The 18720-nt window shown below is 52.6% G+C and carries 22 protein-coding genes; 12 read left to right on the forward strand and 10 right to left on the reverse strand.

Going from position 1 to position 18720, the window contains the following annotated elements; translation table 11 throughout:
- Positions 1-61: 61 nt before the first annotated feature.
- From solA to O1722_RS14590, 4 genes are all read left to right on the forward strand, one after another.
- Positions 62-1180: an N-methyl-L-tryptophan oxidase gene (gene solA / locus O1722_RS14575; RefSeq protein ID WP_033487247.1), complete on the forward strand. Its 1119-nt coding sequence runs from the start codon at positions 62-64 to the stop codon at positions 1178-1180.
- Between the two features lie 50 nt (positions 1181-1230).
- Positions 1231-1344: a YceO family protein gene (locus O1722_RS14580; protein ID WP_003858014.1), complete on the forward strand. Its 114-nt coding sequence runs from the start codon at positions 1231-1233 to the stop codon at positions 1342-1344.
- Between the two features lie 226 nt (positions 1345-1570).
- Positions 1571-2137: a cytochrome b gene (locus O1722_RS14585; RefSeq protein ID WP_017384743.1), complete on the forward strand. Its 567-nt coding sequence runs from the start codon at positions 1571-1573 to the stop codon at positions 2135-2137.
- Between the two features lies 1 nt (position 2138).
- Entirely contained in the window at positions 2139-2717 is a 579-nt protein-coding gene (locus O1722_RS14590) for a YceI family protein (RefSeq protein ID WP_033487248.1), read from the forward strand.
- A 38-nt stretch (positions 2718-2755) separates the two neighbouring features.
- On the opposite strand, the gene trhO is transcribed toward O1722_RS14590, so the two are convergent.
- Positions 2756-3805 (reverse strand): oxygen-dependent tRNA uridine(34) hydroxylase TrhO, encoded by a 1050-nt coding sequence (trhO, locus tag O1722_RS14595; protein WP_015570841.1) that lies wholly within the window; start codon positions 3803-3805, stop codon positions 2756-2758.
- A 218-nt stretch (positions 3806-4023) separates the two neighbouring features.
- On the opposite strand from trhO, the gene O1722_RS14600 reads away from it, so the two are divergent.
- From O1722_RS14600 to O1722_RS14610, 3 genes are all read left to right on the forward strand, one after another.
- Positions 4024-4950: a Kdo(2)-lipid IV(A) acyltransferase gene (locus O1722_RS14600; RefSeq protein ID WP_003858019.1), complete on the forward strand. Its 927-nt coding sequence runs from the start codon at positions 4024-4026 to the stop codon at positions 4948-4950.
- A 141-nt stretch (positions 4951-5091) separates the two neighbouring features.
- On the forward strand, positions 5092-6327 hold the full coding sequence (gene mdtG / locus O1722_RS14605) for a multidrug efflux MFS transporter MdtG (protein WP_017384746.1): 1236 nt from the start codon (positions 5092-5094) through the stop codon (positions 6325-6327).
- Positions 6328-6406: 79 nt separating this feature from the next.
- The gene (locus O1722_RS14610) at positions 6407-6781 is read left to right on the forward strand and encodes a MysB family protein (RefSeq protein ID WP_015570844.1); all 375 of its coding nucleotides are present in this window, start codon (positions 6407-6409) and stop codon (positions 6779-6781) included.
- A 7-nt stretch (positions 6782-6788) separates the two neighbouring features.
- Here the strand turns inward: O1722_RS14610 and O1722_RS14615 are convergent, their stop codons facing one another.
- From O1722_RS14615 to mdoG, 3 genes are all read right to left on the reverse strand, one after another.
- Complete coding sequence (locus O1722_RS14615; RefSeq protein ID WP_003858030.1) at positions 6789-7016, reverse strand: YceK/YidQ family lipoprotein; 228 nt, start codon at positions 7014-7016, stop codon at positions 6789-6791.
- An 84-nt stretch (positions 7017-7100) separates the two neighbouring features.
- The gene (gene mdoH / locus O1722_RS14620; RefSeq protein WP_003858032.1) at positions 7101-9629 is read right to left on the reverse strand and encodes a glucans biosynthesis glucosyltransferase MdoH; all 2529 of its coding nucleotides are present in this window, start codon (positions 9627-9629) and stop codon (positions 7101-7103) included.
- Positions 9622-11175: a glucans biosynthesis protein MdoG gene (mdoG, locus tag O1722_RS14625; protein WP_015570847.1), complete on the reverse strand. Its 1554-nt coding sequence runs from the start codon at positions 11173-11175 to the stop codon at positions 9622-9624. The genes mdoH and mdoG overlap by 8 nt, the downstream gene beginning before the upstream one ends.
- A 255-nt stretch (positions 11176-11430) precedes the next feature.
- On the opposite strand from mdoG, the gene mdoC reads away from it, so the two are divergent.
- Positions 11431-12570 (forward strand): glucans biosynthesis protein MdoC, encoded by a 1140-nt coding sequence (mdoC, locus tag O1722_RS14630; protein WP_017384749.1) that lies wholly within the window; start codon positions 11431-11433, stop codon positions 12568-12570.
- Between the two features lie 41 nt (positions 12571-12611).
- Here mdoC and ymdB read toward each other — a convergent pair whose 3' ends face one another.
- The 5 genes from ymdB to csgB all read right to left on the reverse strand — a co-directional run bounded on the left by ymdB (position 12612) and on the right by csgB (position 15042).
- Complete coding sequence (gene ymdB, locus O1722_RS14635; RefSeq protein WP_015570849.1) at positions 12612-13148, reverse strand: O-acetyl-ADP-ribose deacetylase; 537 nt, start codon at positions 13146-13148, stop codon at positions 12612-12614.
- Positions 13149-13228: 80 nt separating this feature from the next.
- The gene (locus O1722_RS14640) at positions 13229-13549 is read right to left on the reverse strand and encodes a type 1 fimbrial protein (RefSeq protein WP_017384751.1); all 321 of its coding nucleotides are present in this window, start codon (positions 13547-13549) and stop codon (positions 13229-13231) included.
- Positions 13550-13702: 153 nt separating this feature from the next.
- Positions 13703-14035 (reverse strand): curli assembly chaperone CsgC, encoded by a 333-nt coding sequence (gene csgC / locus O1722_RS14645; RefSeq protein ID WP_017384752.1) that lies wholly within the window; start codon positions 14033-14035, stop codon positions 13703-13705.
- A gap of 56 nt (positions 14036-14091) precedes the next feature.
- Positions 14092-14547: a curli major subunit CsgA gene (gene csgA / locus O1722_RS14650; RefSeq protein WP_003858043.1), complete on the reverse strand. Its 456-nt coding sequence runs from the start codon at positions 14545-14547 to the stop codon at positions 14092-14094.
- 39 nt (positions 14548-14586) lie between these two features.
- Positions 14587-15042 (reverse strand): curli minor subunit CsgB, encoded by a 456-nt coding sequence (gene csgB / locus O1722_RS14655; RefSeq protein WP_017384753.1) that lies wholly within the window; start codon positions 15040-15042, stop codon positions 14587-14589.
- Positions 15043-15785: 743 nt separating this feature from the next.
- Here csgB and csgD point away from each other — a divergent pair.
- Genes csgD through csgG form a run of 4 tightly spaced genes read left to right on the forward strand, consistent with a single transcriptional unit; the run spans position 15786 to position 18133 of the window.
- The gene (gene csgD, locus O1722_RS14660) at positions 15786-16436 is read left to right on the forward strand and encodes a biofilm master transcriptional regulator CsgD (RefSeq protein ID WP_017384754.1); all 651 of its coding nucleotides are present in this window, start codon (positions 15786-15788) and stop codon (positions 16434-16436) included.
- 4 nt (positions 16437-16440) lie between these two features.
- Entirely contained in the window at positions 16441-16830 is a 390-nt protein-coding gene (gene csgE / locus O1722_RS14665) for a curli production assembly/transport protein CsgE (protein ID WP_003858052.1), read from the forward strand.
- 26 nt (positions 16831-16856) lie between these two features.
- Positions 16857-17273: a curli production assembly/transport protein CsgF gene (gene csgF / locus O1722_RS14670; protein ID WP_003858054.1), complete on the forward strand. Its 417-nt coding sequence runs from the start codon at positions 16857-16859 to the stop codon at positions 17271-17273.
- 26 nt (positions 17274-17299) lie between these two features.
- The gene (gene csgG, locus O1722_RS14675; protein ID WP_003858055.1) at positions 17300-18133 is read left to right on the forward strand and encodes a curli production assembly/transport protein CsgG; all 834 of its coding nucleotides are present in this window, start codon (positions 17300-17302) and stop codon (positions 18131-18133) included.
- A 43-nt stretch (positions 18134-18176) separates the two neighbouring features.
- Here csgG and O1722_RS14680 read toward each other — a convergent pair whose 3' ends face one another.
- On the reverse strand, positions 18177-18659 hold the full coding sequence (locus O1722_RS14680) for a DUF1097 domain-containing protein (RefSeq protein ID WP_072203222.1): 483 nt from the start codon (positions 18657-18659) through the stop codon (positions 18177-18179).
- Positions 18660-18720: the final 61 nt, after the last annotated feature.

An 18720-nucleotide genomic window follows, 5' to 3' on the forward strand; every position in this document is an offset into this window, starting at 1 on the left:
CTCTTGTATAAGCCCGCTTAGTTAATTACTCTGCTAACAAAGCGTTAGTAAAGAGAAGCCTATGAAATACGATTTAATCATTATCGGAAGCGGCTCCGTAGGATCTGCCGCCGGTTATTACGCCACGCAGGCGGGTCTGAAAGTGCTGATGATTGACGCCCACCTTCCCCCCCACTCTGAAGGAAGCCATCACGGCGATACCCGTCTGATCCGTCACGCTTATGGTGAAGGTGAACGTTATGTACCGCTGGTGCTTCGGGCTCAGACGCTGTGGGATGAGCTGGCCGCCCTCACCGAAGATCGCATTTTTGAGCGCACCGGGGTCGTTAACCTGGGGCCAGCCAGCTCCACGTTTCTGGCGACCGTCGAGGAGAGCGCGAAAGCCTACCGCCTGGACGTCGAGCGTCTGGATGCAAACGGCATCATGGCGCGCTGGCCGGAAATTTCTGTTCCTGAAGACTACATTGGATTGTTTGAAGCCAATTCCGGGGTACTGCACAGCGAAACGGCCATTAAGACCTGGATTGATCTCGCCGCCAAAGCGGGCTGCGCACAGTTGTTCAACTGTCCGGTCACGGGCATCACCCACCATGCAGAGGGTTCAACCGTCACCACCTCTGAAGGTGAATATACCGCCACGCGTCTGCTGGTGAGTGCGGGAACGTGGGTGACGAAACTGCTGCCGGACCTGCCCATCCAGCCGGTGCGAAAAGTCTTCTCCTGGTTCCAGTCTGACGGGCGTTACAGCAGTCAGAACAAATTCCCGGCGTTTACAGGCGAGTTACCCAATGGCGACCAGTTCTACGGTTTTCCCTCGGAAAAAGACGCGCTCAAGATTGGCAAACATAACGGCGGGCAGGTAATTTCCTCTGCGGAAGAACGCAAGCCGTACGGCGCTTATCCGCAGGATGGTTCCGAAGCCTTCACGTTCCTGCGTAATATCCTGCCGGGCGTAGGCGGGTTGCTTTACGGCGCAGCGTGCACCTACGACAACACCCCGGATGAAGATTTTATCATCGACACCCTGCCGGGACACGATAACACCCTGCTCGTAACCGGGCTCAGCGGTCACGGGTTTAAATTTGCCTCTGTGTTAGGTGAAATCGCCGCCCAGTTTGCGCAGGGGATCGCGCCTTCGTTTGATCTCAAGCCCTTCGCGCTCTCGCGCTTTAACCGATAATACCTCTACAGGCTCCGAATAACCGGGGCCTGTTTAGCGAGAGGGGCATGATGCGCAGACTGGTGAATTACCTTATCAATAACATCCGCGAGCATTTCATGCTCTACATTGTTCTTTGGTCGCTGCTGGCGATCATTGACGTTATCTATATTGTATTCTTCTGAAAATCCTCGCTGACGTTTATTGACACTCCTTTAAATTTATTTAACTTATATTTTTTAAAAAACGTCACCTCAAATTTATTGAACGAAGCGATTGAAATACATTGCGGAAACACATTCAAATTCGCTGAAATAAATTAAATAAAAAACATTATTCATTTTTTTCAGTTGCATTATTTATTTAACCCGTCCATTTTTATTGCTCAGTCATTTGAGAACGGAAATTCATATGCAATGGCGTAACTCCTCCCGTCGCTACGGAATAATATCCATGTGTTTACACTGGCTTTTTGCACTTGCCGTCTATGCCATGTTTGGTCTTGGCCTCTGGATGGTGACATTAAGCTATTATGACGGTTGGTATCATCAGGCCCCCGAATTGCACAAAAGCATTGGGGTTCTGCTGATGATGGGTCTGGTTTTTCGCGTGATCTGGCGACATATCTCTCCGCCCCCTCCAGCGCCCAAAAGCCATGGCCGACTTACCCGCATAAGCGCTGTTGGCGCACATATCGCACTCTATGCCCTGCTGTTCGCCATTCTGATCAGCGGCTATCTCATTTCCACCGCAGACGGTAAACCGATCAGCGTGTTTGGGCTTTTTGACGTCCCAGCCACGCTGGCTGACGCCGGTTCACAGGCTGACACCGCAGGTGTGGTTCATCTGTGGCTGGCATGGAGCGTGGTGATCCTGTCTGTCCTGCATGGCCTTGCGGCCCTGAAACACCACTTTATTGATAAAGACGATACGCTGAAGCGCATGCTTGGCCGTTCGTCAGTTGACTCTGGAGCATAAAATGAAAAAACGCCTGTTGGGTATCGCATTAGGTTCGCTGCTATTTACCACCGGTTCGGCCATTGCCGCTGACTATAAAATTGATAAGGAGGGCCAGCATGCCTTTGTCAATTTCCGTATTCAGCATCTGGGTTACAGCTGGTTATATGGCACATTCAATGATTTCGATGGCACATTTACTTTCGACGAGAAAAACCCTGCTGCCGATAAAGTGAACGTCACCATTAATACCAACAGCGTCGACACTAATCACGCCGAGCGTGATAAACATCTGCGCAGCGCTGAATTTCTGAACGTGGGCAAATTCCCGCAAGCTACTTTCGCGTCGACAGAGGTGAAGAAAGACGGTGATAAGCTCGCTATTGCCGGTAATCTGACGCTGAACGGCGTAACAAAACCGGTCACACTGGATGCCAAATTAATTGGACAGGGCGACGATCCGTGGGGTGGCAAACGTGCTGGATTTGAAGCCGCAGGCAAAATTCATCTAAAAGATTTTAATATCACCACGGATTTAGGCCCGGCATCGCAGGATGTTGAGTTGATTATTTCGGTGGAAGGCGTTCAGCAGAAGTCATAAAACAGGCCCGGCAGGCTTTCGCGCCGCCGGGCAGTGTTTTACTCCGGGTCCGGAATACCCAGTTTGGTATTCAGTCGGCCCCGGGATTTATTAAAGATCTTATTCCCGTTCTCGCGTCCGGCACGGCGACGACGTTGCTCTTCTTCAGGCAAGATACTCTCTTCACTGCACAGCTCGCTACAGCAGCCATTAAACTTCTCGGCACATGCAGGGCACTGAATAAACAGCAGATGACACCCGTCGTTTTTGCAGTTGGTATGCGTATCGCACGGCGTACCGCACTGGTGGCAGTGCGCGATAACGTCCTCTGAAATTCGCTCGCCCATACGCTCGTCAAACACAAAGTTCTTACCGATAAAACGCACCGGTAAACCCTGCTCACGGGCGCGACGGGCATACTCAATGATCCCACCCTCAATGTGCCAGACTTTATTAAACCCGTTGTGCTTCATCCAGGCGCTGGCTTTTTCACAGCGGATCCCCCCGGTGCAGTACATAACGATCTTTTTGTCTTTATGCTCCTGCATCATCTCAACGGCTTTTGGCAGTTGCTCGCGGAAGGTGTCGGCAGGAATTTCCATCGCATTCTCGAAGTGCCCCACTTCATATTCATAGTGGTTACGCATATCAATGAACACCGCATCCGGATCGTCGAGCATCGCGTTCACTTCAGCGGCCTTCAGGTACTCCCCCACATTAGCGGCATTGAAGCTCGGATCGTCAATGCCATCCGCCACAATACGCTCGCGCACCTTCATGCGCAGCACCCAGAATGATTTACCGTCATCATCCAGCGCAATGTTCAGGCGTAAGCCGTTAAGCGCCGGATCAAACCCGTAAAGGAGGTCGCGGAAGGCGCTGACCTTGCTTTCCGGCACGCTGATCTGCGCGTTAATCCCCTCACGCGCCAGATAGACGCGACCAAACACGTTCAGGGCGGTAAAAGCCTGGTAAAGCGCATCGCGGGTCGCCTGGGGATCATCAATGGTGAAATACTTATAGAAAGAGATCGTTGTGCGCGGTTCGGTTTCGGCCAACATACGCGCTTTCAACATCTCATTCGAAACGCGGTTGTGTAACACTGGCATGGTGTACAAGTCCTGCAATCGTTGAGAATTAAAAATCGGTCGGCATGATATAGCAAACAAAGACAATTTACATCCACACAATTTACGCTACATTTCAGTCAACCTGATTAATCAGACTTAACATTTGCATATTCTTTCATGTTTCGATGACAGACATTTTGGCTATGCCTTAAAAAATGAGACAATATCCTTTCAGGACGTTAGAACACAGGACAGACATGACCCAGTTACCGAAATTTACTGCCGCGCTTTTGCATCCCCGCTATTGGTTAACATGGTCAGGCATTGGCTTGTTGTGGCTAATTGTACAGTTGCCTTATCCCGTCATTTTCCGCATGGGTAAAGGACTGGGCCGCATTGCTCAGCAGTTTATGAAGCGTCGCGCCAGGATCGCGTATCGTAACCTTGAGCTTTGTTTTCCTCAGATGAGTGAATCTGAGCGCCACGACATGGTGGTTAAAAACTTCGAATCTGTCGGCATGGGGCTGATGGAGACCGGTATGGCCTGGTTCTGGTCGGATAAACGCATGGCGCGCTGGACGGAAGTGGCCGGGACCGGCATGGAGCCGGTGCATACTCTTCAGGCCAACCAGACTGGCGTCCTGCTGATTGGCGTTCATTTCCTGACGCTCGAAATTGGCGCGCGCATGTTCGGCATGCAGGCGCCGGGTATAGGCGTTTATCGTCCTAACGATAATCCGGTGATCGATTTGATCCAGACCAACGGACGCATGCGATCCAATAAAAGCATGATCGATCGCAAAGACCTGAAAGGGATGATCCGCGCCCTGAAATCAGGTGAAGTGGTCTGGTATGCCCCGGATCATGACTATGGCCCGCAATCCAGCGTGTTTGTCCCGTTCTTTGCGGTGGAAGATGCCGCGACGACCACCGGGACCTGGATGCTGGCGCGGATGTCCAAAGCGGCTATCGTGCCGTTTGTACCGCGCCGTAAACCAGACGGTTCAGGCTATCAGCTCATCATGCTGGAGCCGGAACTCGCGCCACCGCTGATTGATGCAGAAACCACCGCGCGCTGGATGAACGGCGTTGTCGAGAAATGCATTATGCTCGCCCCGGAGCAGTACATGTGGCTGCATCGCCGCTTTAAAACCCGGCCTCAGGGCGTTCCTTCCCGGTATTAACCTGCGTGCGGCCTTCCGGGCCGCATGTTGTTTTAGCTTTAAAAGCTCCCCGTCATTGCGGCAATCATACCCCGGGCGCATAATTAGCAGGCTTATTACCTCACTGTTCACGGTGCCCTGCACCTCATTATGCGGATAGTTATGTCCCCCACAGATGCTCCCATAAACTGGAAACGTAACCTGACGGTTGCGTGGCTGGGTTGTTTTCTTACTGGCGCCGCCTTTAGCCTGGTGATGCCCTTCCTGCCCCTCTACGTTGAACAGCTCGGCGTCACCGGACATAGCGCCCTGAATATGTGGTCCGGCCTGGTGTTCAGCATTACGTTCCTGTTCTCCGCCATTGCGTCGCCTTTCTGGGGTGGGCTGGCGGATCGCAAAGGCCGCAAAATTATGCTGCTGCGCTCCGCGCTCGGCATGGCGATCATTATGCTGCTGATGGGGGTGGCGCAGAATGTCTGGCAGTTCCTGATACTACGCGCGCTTCTGGGCCTGCTCGGGGGATTTATCCCTAACGCCAACGCCCTGATCGCCACCCAAATCCCGCGCCAGAAAAGCGGCTGGGCGTTGGGCACTCTATCCACTGGCGGCGTAAGCGGCGCACTGCTGGGCCCACTGGCGGGCGGGCTGCTGGCCGACCACTACGGACTGCGGCCGGTATTCTTCATTACCGCCAGCGTGCTGTTCCTCTGCTTCCTGGTGACGCTTATCTGTATCCGCGAGAATTTCACGCCCGTGGCCAAAAAAGAGATGCTGCACGCCCGGGATGTGCTGGCCTCGCTGAAAAACCCAAAGCTGGTGCTGAGCCTGTTTGTAACCACCATGATTATCCAGGTGGCCACCGGTTCAATCGCGCCTATACTGACGCTCTACGTACGCGACCTGGCGGGAAACGTCAGCAATATCGCCTTTATCAGCGGCCTAATCGCCTCTGTTCCCGGCGTGGCGGCGCTACTGAGCGCGCCGAGGCTCGGCAAGCTGGGAGACCGTATCGGCCCGGAAAAGATCCTGATCTGCGCCCTGATCGTCTCCGTCCTGCTGCTGATCCCCATGGCGTTGGTGCAGTCTCCGTGGCAGCTCGGCGTCCTGCGCTTCCTGCTGGGGGCTGCGGATGGTGCGCTACTCCCGGCTGTACAGACGCTGCTGGTCTATAACTCCACCAACCAGATAGCCGGTCGTATTTTCAGTTATAACCAGTCGTTTCGCGATCTGGGTAACGTCACCGGACCGCTGGTTGGCGCGGGGATTTCGGCCAGCTTCGGTTTCCGGGCGGTCTTTATCGTGACGGCAGGCGTCGTGCTGTTCAACGCCGTTTATTCGTGGCTCAGCTTATCCCGGGCGCTACGCCCGGCGCGAATAAGACAACATCGTGACGGCTAATTTTCGCATTCATACTTGCAAAATCACATAATCAGCTATTCTTTCCCTGAATACCTTCACGAAAAACAGGGAGACACCAATGACCATGTACGCCACGCTGGAAGAAGCAATTGATGCCGCTCGCGAAGAGTTCCTCGCCGATAATCCCGGCGTTGAGGAAGAAGATGCTGACGTGCAACAACTCAATATCCAAAAATACGTCCTACAGGACGGTGATATTATGTGGCAGGCCGAATTCTTTGCTGATGAAGGTGAAGATGGTGAATGTCTGCCGATACTGAGTGGTGAAGGTGCGCAGGCGGTATTCGACGGCGACTATGACGAAATTGAGTTACGTCAGGAGTGGCTGGAAGAAAATACGCTGCACGAATGGGACGAAGGTGAGTTTCAGCTCGAACCGCCGCTGGATACCGAAGAGGGTCAGGCCGCAGCGGACGAATGGGACGAGCGATAAGTCACCGCTACTCGTAGGGGCCGTGGCTGGCATCGATGGGCAGCAGTAGCGTGTCGAAAATCAGCGAAAACGGCAGATCGAGCACGGTGAGATAGCGCCATGCGGAATCACGGACATCCCACTGTACGCCGGGGTAGTACTGATTCCCGTGGCCCTGCCCGGGGATGGTGCGGCTGATAATGCTGCCGCAACCGCTGAGCAGGCATGCCATCATGACGACAATGATTACTTTCATTTCTGACCTCTAAAAAAATACCGGCGATTAAGCCGGTATTTTATTTGGCGGGTGGCGCTTCGCTTACCCGCCCTACTTAACAACTTACTTCGCCTTCAGGGCCAGCGGATTGAGCTTCACGTCCTTGTAGTAGTTCACCCACGAAGAGTATCTCTCCGGAGAGGACCACACGCGGTAGTGAAGCCGTGCCATCGTCACCGGATCGCTCAACAACACCAGACGACGGTCGCGGTTAAGCTTTTCTGGCGTCTCGTTCAGCGCCTGCTCAACGTGGCGATCGCGGGCGATCTCCAGCACCTGGCTGGCGCGGTGACGCGCTGTCGCCATCGCGGTTGCCAGCGCGTTGAATGACGGGTTAAACACGGCATGCATAAAGCCATCATCCAGCGTGCGTTTGCGGTTCTGCTCCAGATAGGTATCGGTATCCACCAGCACCTGCGGCGGAGAATACTCTTCCGGGATCAGGAACAGCTTCCAGCGTTTGGTACGCAGGCCCACCGTGGAACGGCTGGAGATCACCGACACAAACGGCGACAGGATCAGCGAGAAGACGATTGGCGCCAGCCAGAACAGGAAACGCAGATCCAGCCAGGCCATACCAACGGCCCACACCAGGCCCAGCAGCAGCTGAGAGCCGTGGCGCATAAAGGCTTCACTCCACGGCGTAGAGTCATCGTCACGCTGCGGTGAATTCCACACCACTTCCCATCCCAGAAACGCGCTCACCACAAACACCGTATGGAACAGCATACGCACCGGCGCCAGCAGGACCGAGAACAGCACTTCCAGCAGCAGTGAAAGGGTCACGCGGCAGAAACCACCGTACTCCTTCGAACCTTTGCACCAGATCAGAATGATACTGAGCAGCTTAGGCAGGAACAGCAGCACCATGGTCGACGCGAACAGCGCGATCGCCAGCTCCGGACGCCACTGCGGCCACACCGGGAACAGCTGGCGCGGTTGCAGGAAGTACTGCGGCTCCGTCAGGGCATGCACAACCTGCAACGCGGTTGAGAGCGCCAGGAACATAAACCACAGCGGCGCAGACAGATAGGACATAACGCCCGTCAGGAACACCGCACGGTGAACAGGGTGCATCCCTTTCACCAGGAACAGGCGGAAGTTCATCAGGTTACCGTGACACCAGCGGCGGTCGCGTTTGAGCTCATCCAGCAGGTTCGGCGGCAGCTCTTCATACGAGCCAGGCAGATCGTAGGCTATCCAGACGCCCCACCCTGCGCGACGCATCAGCGCGGCTTCCACAAAGTCATGCGACAGAATGGACCCGGCAAACGACCCTTCACCCGGCAGCGGCGCCAGGGCGCAGTGCTCGATGAATGGCTTCACGCGGATAATGGCGTTGTGGCCCCAGTAGTGGGATTCACCCAGTTGCCAGAAGTGCAGACCGGCAGTAAACAGCGGCCCGTAGACGCGGGTCGCAAACTGCTGGCAGCGCGCATACAGCGTGTCCATACCGGACGCTTTTGGCGAGGACTGAATAATTCCCGCGTTCGGGTTGGCTTCCATCAGACGGACCAGCCCGCTCAGGCAGTCGCCGCTCATCACGGAGTCTGCATCCAGTACCACCATGTAGCTGTACTGGTTACCCCAGCGACGACAGAAGTCATCGATGTTTCCGCTCTTACGCTTAACACGACGACGACGACGACGGTAGAAGATCTGCCCTTCGCCCTGCACCTCGGCAATCAGCTCCATCCAGGCTTTTTGCTCCGCCACGCAGATATCCGGATTGTAGCTGTCGCTCAGGATATAGACGTCGAAATGCGCCGCGTTACCGGTCGCCTTCACGGACTCCCAGGTAGCACGCAGCCCGGCGAATACGCGGTCAACGTCTTCGTTACAGATAGGCATGATCAGCGCGGTACGGTGCTCAGGATTGAGGGGCTCATCCCCGACCGTCGACGCGGAAATGCTGTATTTGTCACGCCCCATCAGCAGTTGCAGGAAGCCCATCAGCGCCGTCCAGAACCCGGCGGAGACCCAACAGAACAGCACCGCGAACAGCAGAAGAATGCCGCTCTGTAAAATATACGGCAGCAGCTGCATGAAGGAGACCCAGATATCCTGGCCAATCATGTCAGCAGGGTTAATCAACGCCCAGCCCTGGTACGGCAGAATGGTTTTCATGTACCAGGTGGCGACAACCGTCTGCGCCAGCGTCAGCAGCAGCAGAATGTAACGACGAATCGTTCCCACGGTACGCCATTTCTGCTCGGATGCCTGCTGTTCTTTGGTCAGACGTGACAGATAGCGCGGCGTCACGTCACGCCCACGCAGGCGATCCCAGAAGCGGCCCACCGGGTTGGTGCGCCACGGATCGGGGAACATGGAGGAACGCGTGGCCTTCGGCATCGCCTGTAGCTGGTCACGCCCTTCGTCATCCTTGATTAGCTGCCCTTCTGCCAGCGAGTCCGGCCATGCCTGCTCCAGACGTGCCTTCACTGACCCCAGCGGCGTATCATCATCACGGGAAAAGTGACGATGTTCACCATCCAGCGCGGTATGAACCGCGCGGATGTCGCTCGCAGGGAGTGCCGCTTTTTCAATGTCCGTCAGCGGCATGGCATCAATATATTCAGATGTATTATTCATTGGCAGGTAGCTGATAGCTCCAGGTTTCACTCAGCGGCTTATCGTTACTGACCAGCGCGGCGCGCATTTCAGTGGTCTGTTTCGGATCTTTCACCTTCACGCGCAGGGTCAAACGCCACCCTTTGGTGACCGGGTTGTAACGCACGGCGTTCTCAACGATTTCACCGTTATCGCCAATGCTGGCCTGTGCCGTCACGGCAGTATCCGGGGCCAGTTTTTTCATATCCTGCCCGGTGAAGTCCACGATAAATGCCAGCGTGCCATCCGGCTGACGAATCAGGTTGGACTGCTTCACGTCACCCGTCGAACGGCGCGTCTGCATCACATACGCGTTATCCGGTGCGTGCAGTTTGTCTTCGTCACGGCTGAAGGTGATCGCATACTTGAAGTTCATCTCTTTACCGGCTTCAGGCAGCTGATCCGGTGTCCAGTACGCCACAATGTTATCGTTGGTTTCATCGTTAGTTGGAATTTCAACCAGCTCAACCTTGCCTTTACCCCAGTCGCCTTTCGGCGTAACCCAGGCGCTTGGACGCAGATCGTAGCGGTCATCCAGATCTTCAAAGCGGGAGAACTGACGGCCACGTTGCAGCAGACCAAAGCCCTGCGGGTTTTCCATCGCAAAGCTGCTGACGGCGAGGTGTTTCGGGTTGTTCAGCGGACGCCAGATCCACTCGCCATTACCCGCATGAATGGAGAGGCCATTGGAATCATGCAGTTCAGGACGGAAATTGGTCGCCGGAGAGGGCTGGTTCGGCCCGAACAGGAACATGCTGGTCAGCGGCGCGACGCCCAGTTTGCCCACTTTATCGCGCAGGTAAACTTTAGACTGTACGTCAACCACCGTGTCACGCCCTGGCATGATCACGAAGCGATAAGCGCCTGTCGCACGAGGGGAGTCCAGCAGCGCATAAATTGTCAGACGTTTGTCGGTTGGTTTTGGACGTTCGATCCAGAACTCGCGAAAACGTGGAAATTCTTCACCTGATGGCAGCGCGGTATCAATTGCCAGACCGCGCGCAGAAAGCCCGTACACCTGCCCCGCGCCAATCACGCGGAAGTAGCTGGCGCCAAGCATGCTGACGATTTCGTCGTTTTTATCTTTGCTGTTAATCGGATAAAGCACCTTGAAGCCTGCGAAGCCGAGGTCTTTTACCGTGTCTTTATCGTGTTGCACATCGCCAAAATTGAAATAATCCGGGCTGTACTTGATTTTGCGTACCGCGGTCGCCGTCACTTCGTTGATGGCAACCGGCGTGTCGAAGTACATACCCTGGTGGTAAAATTCAAGCTTGAACGGGGTTTTAATATTGTTCCAGTACGCTTTATCGTGATTGAACTGGATCTGCTGATAGTCCGCGTATTTCATGTCGCGGAAAACGGAGGGCAGGTTACTTTTTGGCGCTTCGTAGCTCTTGCCCGCCATCGATTTAGCCTGTTTTGCGACATCATCGATGTTAAAGGCCAGTGCAGATGAGGTATACAGTGACAACAGCACTGCTACACCCAACCAACGCATTTTCATCATTTGTGGTTTATGTTTCATAATAAGTAAGCACTTCCCCCTTTGTGTGCTTATATCGATCCGATCCATTTTAATGGAAACTCAGGCAATCCGACAACATTATCACTGCTTTGTTCAGCTCGCTGGCTCATGGATTAAGCAAATGAAAGAACCCGCTTTTCACTTTGCGTGCTTATCCTGGAGACAGGGTGTCGGTCTTGGTGTAGGGTTGGCTCCGAATGTAACCATTATGAGCCTTAGGGATAAGGCGAAAAGTCTGAGAATGCGCAAAGTTATATGAGCACAACCCCTGTACAACGTGAATATTTCCTCGACTCGATCCGCGCATGGCTCATGCTATTGGGGATCCCTTTTCATATTTCACTGATCTATTCCAGCCACACCTGGCACGTGAACAGCCAGATGCCCTCCTGGTGGCTGACGCTGTTTAATGATTTTATCCATGCCTTCCGCATGCAGGTGTTTTTTGTCATTTCCGGTTATTTCTCTTACATGCTCTTCTTGCGCTATCCCCTCAAACGATGGTGGAAAGTGCGCGTGGAGCGCGTGGGCATACCGATGTTGACGGCCATTCCGCTGCTGACGCTGCCGCAGTTCATCATGTTGCAGCATGTTAAAGGCAAGGCGGAAAACTGGCCGAATCTCTCCTTCTATGAGAAATACAACACCCTGGTCTGGGAGCTGATTTCCCACCTCTGGTTCCTGCTGGTACTGGTGGTGCTAACCACGGTGAGTTTGTTGATCTTCAGCCAGCTGCGCCAGCGTGCGAGCACCGCATCCTCGACCTTCTTCGCCAACATCACCCTGGGCAAGCTGTCTCTGCTGTTTCTTGCGCTGGGGGTCGCGTATGCCGCCGTCAGGCGTACCCTGCTCATTGTCTACCCTCCCATTCTGAGCGATGGGCTGTTTAATTTCGTGGTGATGCAGACCCTGTTTTACATTCCCTTCTTCCTGATTGGGGCGCTGGCATTTATTCATCCTCGGCTTAAAGCGCTGTTTACCACCCCCTCCCCCTGGTGTGCGGTGGGTGCTGCGCTGGCCTTTGCCGCCTATCTTCTCAATCAGCGCTATGGCAGCGGGGACGCGTGGATGTATGAGACAGAGAGCGTGATAACGATGCTGATGGGCCTGTGGATGGTTAACGTGGTGTTCGCCCTTGGCCATCGTCTGCTGAATTTTAAATCCAGTCGCGTCACCTATTTCGTTAATGCTTCGCTGTTTATCTACCTGGTTCACCATCCGCTGACGCTGTTTTTCGGGGCGTACATAACGCCGCATATCGCCTCGAATGCGCTGGGCTTCTTCACCGGCCTGGTCTTTGTGGTTGGCATTGCCATCGTGTTGTATGAAATCCATCTGCGGATCCCGCTTTTGCGTTTCCTGTTCTCAGGCAAACCTCAGGTTAAAGCGGGATAACAAAACGGCGCCTCCAGGGCGCCGTTTTTGCACTTCAGACATCAAAATGCCTGGCTGCGCGCGGTCAAAATCCGCTGATACAGGTCGGCGGTGTGCTCATCGAAACAGACAAAAATGACTTTTTCCGGCATGGGTTTGAGGGAAAGGTAGTGATAAACGGTATTCACGGCGATTGTAGCTGCCGCTTCCTTTGGATAACCGTACACGCCGGTGCTAATGGCGGGGAACGCCATGGTCTTATACCCGTTATCCGCCGCAAGCCGCAGGCAGTTCCGATACGCCTGCTCCAGAATCTCAGCCTCATGGCGGTCGCCACCGTGCCAGACGGGTCCAACGGTATGGATCACCGCTTTGGCCGGGAGATCGCCTGCAAGCGTAATAACAGCATGCCCCGGCGGGCACTCTCCCTGCTGCTGACGCACGGTTTTGCATGCTTCAAGGAGTTGAGGGCCTGCGGCCCGGTGAATGGCACCGTCCACCCCGCCCCCACCCATCAGGGAGGAATTGGCTGCGTTGACGATCACGTCAACGTGTACCGTCGTGATATCGCCATGAATAACGTCGATTTGCGGTCTCATAAACACCCTCTGCAACCCGCCTTTTTCATCAGTGTATCGCAGAGGGAGAAGGAGAAAAACTGCCGTGAAAAAAACGTCGGTTATCGGTAATCGACCTGAACGACCGCAAGCGTTTTCTGTTCATTCAGGTATTTCATGCTGACAGCGGCCAGAGCTGAATGAGGATGATGGCCCCGGAGCGCCTCGTCATAACTGATGGTATGCGTTTTCATACGGTTATTTTCCGGACAGGAGATCGCAAACTGCTGATGCCGGGGCGTGACTTCGCACGGGTCAGCGACCACCGCGCCACGAAAATGAATCACCCCACCATTTTCTATAGTTGCTGAATAAGCCGGAGATAAAAAAGAGGACAGGATCAGTCCCAGACCAGAAATAATACACGCTGCGGATTTGAACATTATTTGTACTCCTCAATGAAATTCGTCCTTGAGGGGTAAAAACGCTCCGTTATGACGTATCAATTTAAGCAACCCGATGACTGGGTTCTTGATATCAGCATAGCTTACCTGTGCAGCGCCGCCACTTTATTAAATCATTGATTTCATGAATTATTAAAGCGTACTTACCGGTGCGTTCCACTGCTGTGATAAATGAAGCGATTTTCCATCGGAAACGGTGACGATTATTTTTACCGCATCCCCTGAACGAATATTTAAACTGATTCGCGTTAAATCAATCGGCTGATTAGCGGGTATAAAAAGAGTATTTTTCTGCCGCGATGTACTTTGTCCCGCTTGCCCCTGTCGGACAGATAACACCTCAACCTGACATTCGCAGGCGTCTGCCAGCGTGACCTGAGGAATAATGGTTGTCATATTTGCCTGCTGTGAGGTGCTGAACGTTATCTGGCTGGCAAGCGCAGCAAGGAGAATGAAGGTGCTCATGAGATCCTCCCGAAAAAAAACAGGGCACATGCCCTGTTTTTTGGTACAGAATTGAATCAGTACTGATGTGCGGTCGCGTTGTTGCCAAAGCCAACCTGGTGCACAGTCACCGTTGAGCCGGACGCTGTCTGGTCTACCGCCGCGCCGTTGCCGCCGCCGAACTGTTTCACGTTGATAACAGAGTCTTTGCTATTCCACTGGTCGATGGTGGCGCTGTTACCAAAGCCTTTTTGCAGCAGATCGATAGAACTGTCATCAGAGCCCTGACCAACATCTGCGCCGTTACCGCCACCGTGCTGGGTAATGGTCAATTCAGAATCTCGGGCGTCCGTCTGCAAAGCAAGCGCGGAGTTACCGCCGCCGTACTGGTAAATGCTCAGGGTTGAGTCAGGGCCGTTATTGCCGCCACCCCAGCCACCACCGTGGCCGCCGCCAAATTGTGGTACCGCACCTGCGAAAGCACTGCCAGAAACTACGATTGCTGCAATAACTGCCACTTTGAAAAGTTTCATGGTAAACCCCCATCGGATTGATTAAGGCGTCACACATCGCTAGCGTTGAATAACGCGAATAGCCATTTGCGACTGTCTCTGTACTACAACTGCTGTTTTCTGCGTACCATACTGCGTTATATTCGCCCTGTTACCCGAGCCTTTCTGGATAATCATGGCGGTGTTGCCAAAAGCGCCCTGCTTAATACTCGCATCGTTGCCGTTACCGGTCTGATCGATATAAGCAAGGTTATACGTCCCTGACTGATCAACATGCGCGCGGTTATTCCCGCCCTCTTGGGAAATAATGGACAGCAATTTAGAACCGCCCTGGCGTACATCAGCATTATTACCTGAGCCCTGTTGACCAATAATGGCTGCCTGATTGTATGAAGCTTTACTTAATTCATTTATCGCAAAATTATATTCAGAACTGGCTAAATCTGAATCACCTGCGATTACAAACCCAGGCGCACCCAGTAATGTAAACATCATAAACAACATTTTGTTTTTCATGCTGTCACCCTGGACCTGGCTATAAAATAGGTATGTCTTTACCCGTTAACGCGATTCGTTTTGTTAACGCCGCGTTACGGAAAAGAGTATGTCTGCCGAAACATATTTAATATCTCACCCGTGTGCCTTATTTTTATATGCTCATTCACCTCAAAGTCGTAAATCTCGCCTGAAACGACGCGACACACCACTAATGCAGAAATAAATTCTTGTCTGAGCGCCTGGACAACAGCGAGACAGGCTGTCCAACCTGTACCGGCTTCTACAGACAAACATGGCAATGTCTTTTGCCCGGTGCGTGACACGAAGCAAGTTTTCTTAAGAAAAATTTCCAGCTTAGAGAAGTCTTAACTTTTTAGCTGAGTTCATACTTTTTACCGGCTGGCTTACAATAATTAAAAGCTCAATAATTCAATTCTTTATAATATATTGTATGACTTTCAAAATCTATGCACGTTTATACACCTGTACAACTTTCCCCTTATCTTAAAATCTATTTACCCTGCAAAATACACAACTTAATATCGAATTTTACATTCTGTTACATGATTAACACTTGCTTTAAAGTTTGCAATAGCTAGATTGAAAACAGCAGTACGTTATTTGTTTTTAATTTTACCGCCTCCTTTGGAGGAAGGTTTTTTAACTACACACAGCAGTGCCACACCTGTCAGTACTTCTGGTGCCTTTTTCAATAATACGAGGGCAGCTGCCGGGTGTCATAAATAACGTGGGGTTTCATCATGTTTAATGAAGTCCATAGCTTACCCGGTCATACATTATTGTTGATCACAAAACCTTCCCTACAAGCGACAGCGTTATTGCAGCATTTAAAACAATGCCTCTCGCTTAACGGGAAACTGCATAATATTCAACGTTCTTTTGATGATATCGCTCCTGGCAGCATCATTCTTCTCGATATGATGGAAGCGGATAAAAAACTGGTCCATTACTGGCAGGATAATTTAAGCAGGAAAAACAATAATATCCGCGTATTGTTATTAAATACGCCTGATGAGTATCCTTTCCGCGATATTGAGAGCTGGCCGCATATTAACGGCGTGTTTTACGTCACTGAAGAAGAAAACCGTGTCGTGGAGGGTTTGCAGGGCATATTGCGGGGGGAGTGTTATTTCTCGCAAAAACTGGCCAGCTACCTCATTACCCACTCCGGAAATTATCGCTATAACAGTTCAGAATCTGCACTTTTGACGCACCGTGAGAAAGAGATCCTGAACAAACTGCGTATTGGTGCTTCAAATATTGAAATCGCCCGTTCGTTATTTATCAGCGAAAATACGGTTAAGACGCATCTTTATAATCTTTTCAAAAAGATAGCTGTTAAAAATCGCACGCAGGCGGTGTCGTGGGCAAACGATAACCTCAGGCGTTAATAGCATGAAACGCACCCTAAGTTGGATTGCCGCAGCAGGCATTATGCTTGCTGCCGGAAACCTTCAGGCTGTTGAGGTGGAAGTTCCCGGACTGTTGACCGACCACACCGTCACCTCTGTCGGACACGATTTTTATCGTGCCTTCAGCGATAAGTGGGAAAGCGATTATCCGGGTAACTTAACCATCAACGAACGGCCCAGTGCGCGGTGGGGAAGCTGGATCACAATAACCGCTAATCAGGACGTTATTTACCAGACTTTTTTATTCCCAACGAAAAGAGACTTCGATCAGAACGTCGCTTTCGCGCTGGCACAAACAGAAGAAGCTATTAACCGCCTACAGTTAGACAAAGCCCTTTTGAGCACAGGCGATTTAGCAAAAGATGAGTTCTAGCAACGACACCTATTTCGGAGGCTGTAATGCGTCTCGCACACACAGTGATTTCGTTAATGCTCATTGCGCCGTTGAGCTGGGCCGGAAATATGACATTCCAGTTCCGCAACCCTAATTTTGGCGGCAACCCGAATAACGGAGCCTTTATGCTTAACCAGGCTCAGGCTCAAAACTCTTATAAAGACCCCAGCTATGACGATGATTTCGGTATCGAGACCCCGTCGGCCCTGGATAATTTCACTCAGGCCATCCAGTCGCAAATATTAGGTGGCTTATTAACCAACATTAATACCGGAAAACCCGGCCGGATGGTCACTAACGACTTTATCGTCGATATTGCCAATAAAGACGGGCAGCTTCAGTTAAATGTGACAGACCGAAAAACCGGTAAAACGTCGACAATCCAGGTTTCCGGTTTGCAGACCAGTTCAACTGATTTCTAAACAACCCCGAAATAAGGACAATTATTATGCAGCGCTTTTTTATTTTAGTTGCAGTGTGCTTATTAAGCGGTTGTTTAACTGCCCCGCCAAAAGAAGCCGCTAAACCCACCCTGATGCCTCGTGCCCAGAGCTACCGGGATCTGACGCATCTGCCGGTCCCTACCGGGAAGATATTCGTCTCGGTCTATAACATTCAGGATGAGACGGGCCAGTTCAAACCGTATCCGGCCAGTAACTTCTCGACGGCCGTACCGCAGAGCGCCACCGCGATGCTGGTCACCGCCCTGAAAGATTCTCGCTGGTTTATCCCGCTGGAACGTCAGGGGCTGCAAAACCTGCTTAACGAACGAAAAATCATTCGTGCCGCGCAGGAGAATGGTACCGTTGGCGTCAATAACCGCATGCCGCTACAGTCTCTCACCGCAGCCAATATCATGGTGGAAGGCTCGATTATCGGCTACGAAAGTAACGTGAAATCGGGCGGCGCGGGTGCGCGTTACTTTGGCATCGGGGCCGACACGCAGTATCAGCTGGATCAGATTGCCGTCAACCTGCGCGTGGTTAACGTGAGCACGGGTGAGATATTATCCTCCGTGACCACCAGCAAAACGATTCTCTCTTATGAAGTGCAGGCCGGGGTGTTCCGCTTTATCGATTACCAGCGTCTGCTGGAGGGTGAAATTGGCTATACCTCTAACGAGCCGGTCATGCTGTGTCTGATGTCGGCCATCGAAACCGGCGTGATTTTCCTGATTAATGACGGTATCGATCGCGGCTTGTGGGATCTTCAGAATAAAAGTGACGTGAGTAATGCGGTGCTGGTGAAATACCGTGAGATGTCGGTGCCGCCGGAGTCATAATCGGCGGCGCATAAAAAAGGCGAGATTTCCGTCTCGCCTTTTTTTATTTACTTACCGCAGGAACGCTCTGGCTCTTCTCGCGTCGGGCCGCAAGCCAGAGGCCGCTGTTCTTCATGGCGTAGCCAAACAGTAACCCCAGCATGAGCGAAGGGACCACCAGCTTCCAGTCCCCCTGCCCCGCAAAGGTCGCGCAGGCACCCATGAACGTGCCGGGCACAAAGGACAACAGCAGATGTTTTGCCTGAACGCACATCAGGAAGGCCACAATGCCGGTGATGGCGTACCCCAGGATTTCCACCTGCGGCGCCAGCGCGCTGCCTTTCATAATGACCAGCGCCCAAATCACACCGCTCATCAGAGTACAGCCGGAGATGAAGAGCCCTTTGAGACCACCCTGCGGGCAGGCGAAATAGGCCGTGCAGCCAAGAAAACCAGCCCAGCTCAACAAGCCGAGAGAGACAGCCACCCAACCCCAGAGGCCGGAGAGGATGCCAGTCGTGATTGCAATACAAAGTAGTATGTTCATGGTGCGCATCTTAGCAGATGCGCACCATAGAAATGAGATCAGAAGCACATTACGTGCAAGT

It is taken from the genome of Enterobacter cloacae complex sp. HYC003_NIDB, assembly GCF_056673375.1.

Bases quoted from the DNA above. Each gene is read 5' to 3' on its own strand.
- csgD (WP_017384754.1), top strand. From the start codon at position 15,786: ATGTTTAATGAAGTCCATAGCTTACCCGGTCATACATTATTGTTGATC.
- O1722_RS14590 (WP_033487248.1), top strand. From the start codon at position 2,139: ATGAAAAAACGCCTGTTGGGTATCGCATTAGGTTCGCTGCTATTTACC.
- csgA (WP_003858043.1), bottom strand. From the start codon at position 14,547: ATGAAACTTTTCAAAGTGGCAGTTATTGCAGCAATCGTAGTTTCTGGC.
- O1722_RS14580 (WP_003858014.1), top strand. From the start codon at position 1,231: ATGCGCAGACTGGTGAATTACCTTATCAATAACATCCGCGAGCATTTC.
- csgC (WP_017384752.1), bottom strand. From the start codon at position 14,035: ATGAGCACCTTCATTCTCCTTGCTGCGCTTGCCAGCCAGATAACGTTC.
- ymdB (WP_015570849.1), bottom strand. From the start codon at position 13,148: ATGAGACCGCAAATCGACGTTATTCATGGCGATATCACGACGGTACAC.
- O1722_RS14600 (WP_003858019.1), top strand. From the start codon at position 4,024: ATGACCCAGTTACCGAAATTTACTGCCGCGCTTTTGCATCCCCGCTAT.
- O1722_RS14680 (WP_072203222.1), bottom strand. From the start codon at position 18,659: ATGAACATACTACTTTGTATTGCAATCACGACTGGCATCCTCTCCGGC.
- mdoH (WP_003858032.1), bottom strand. From the start codon at position 9,629: ATGAATAATACATCTGAATATATTGATGCCATGCCGCTGACGGACATT.
- mdoG (WP_015570847.1), bottom strand. From the start codon at position 11,175: ATGAAACATAAACCACAAATGATGAAAATGCGTTGGTTGGGTGTAGCA.
- csgG (WP_003858055.1), top strand. From the start codon at position 17,300: ATGCAGCGCTTTTTTATTTTAGTTGCAGTGTGCTTATTAAGCGGTTGT.
- csgE (WP_003858052.1), top strand. From the start codon at position 16,441: ATGAAACGCACCCTAAGTTGGATTGCCGCAGCAGGCATTATGCTTGCT.
- mdoC (WP_017384749.1), top strand. From the start codon at position 11,431: ATGAGCACAACCCCTGTACAACGTGAATATTTCCTCGACTCGATCCGC.
- csgB (WP_017384753.1), bottom strand. From the start codon at position 15,042: ATGAAAAACAAAATGTTGTTTATGATGTTTACATTACTGGGTGCGCCT.
- csgF (WP_003858054.1), top strand. From the start codon at position 16,857: ATGCGTCTCGCACACACAGTGATTTCGTTAATGCTCATTGCGCCGTTG.
- mdtG (WP_017384746.1), top strand. From the start codon at position 5,092: ATGTCCCCCACAGATGCTCCCATAAACTGGAAACGTAACCTGACGGTT.
- O1722_RS14615 (WP_003858030.1), bottom strand. From the start codon at position 7,016: ATGAAAGTAATCATTGTCGTCATGATGGCATGCCTGCTCAGCGGTTGC.
- O1722_RS14610 (WP_015570844.1), top strand. From the start codon at position 6,407: ATGACCATGTACGCCACGCTGGAAGAAGCAATTGATGCCGCTCGCGAA.
- O1722_RS14585 (WP_017384743.1), top strand. From the start codon at position 1,571: ATGCAATGGCGTAACTCCTCCCGTCGCTACGGAATAATATCCATGTGT.
- trhO (WP_015570841.1), bottom strand. From the start codon at position 3,805: ATGCCAGTGTTACACAACCGCGTTTCGAATGAGATGTTGAAAGCGCGT.
- O1722_RS14640 (WP_017384751.1), bottom strand. From the start codon at position 13,549: ATGTTCAAATCCGCAGCGTGTATTATTTCTGGTCTGGGACTGATCCTG.
- solA (WP_033487247.1), top strand. From the start codon at position 62: ATGAAATACGATTTAATCATTATCGGAAGCGGCTCCGTAGGATCTGCC.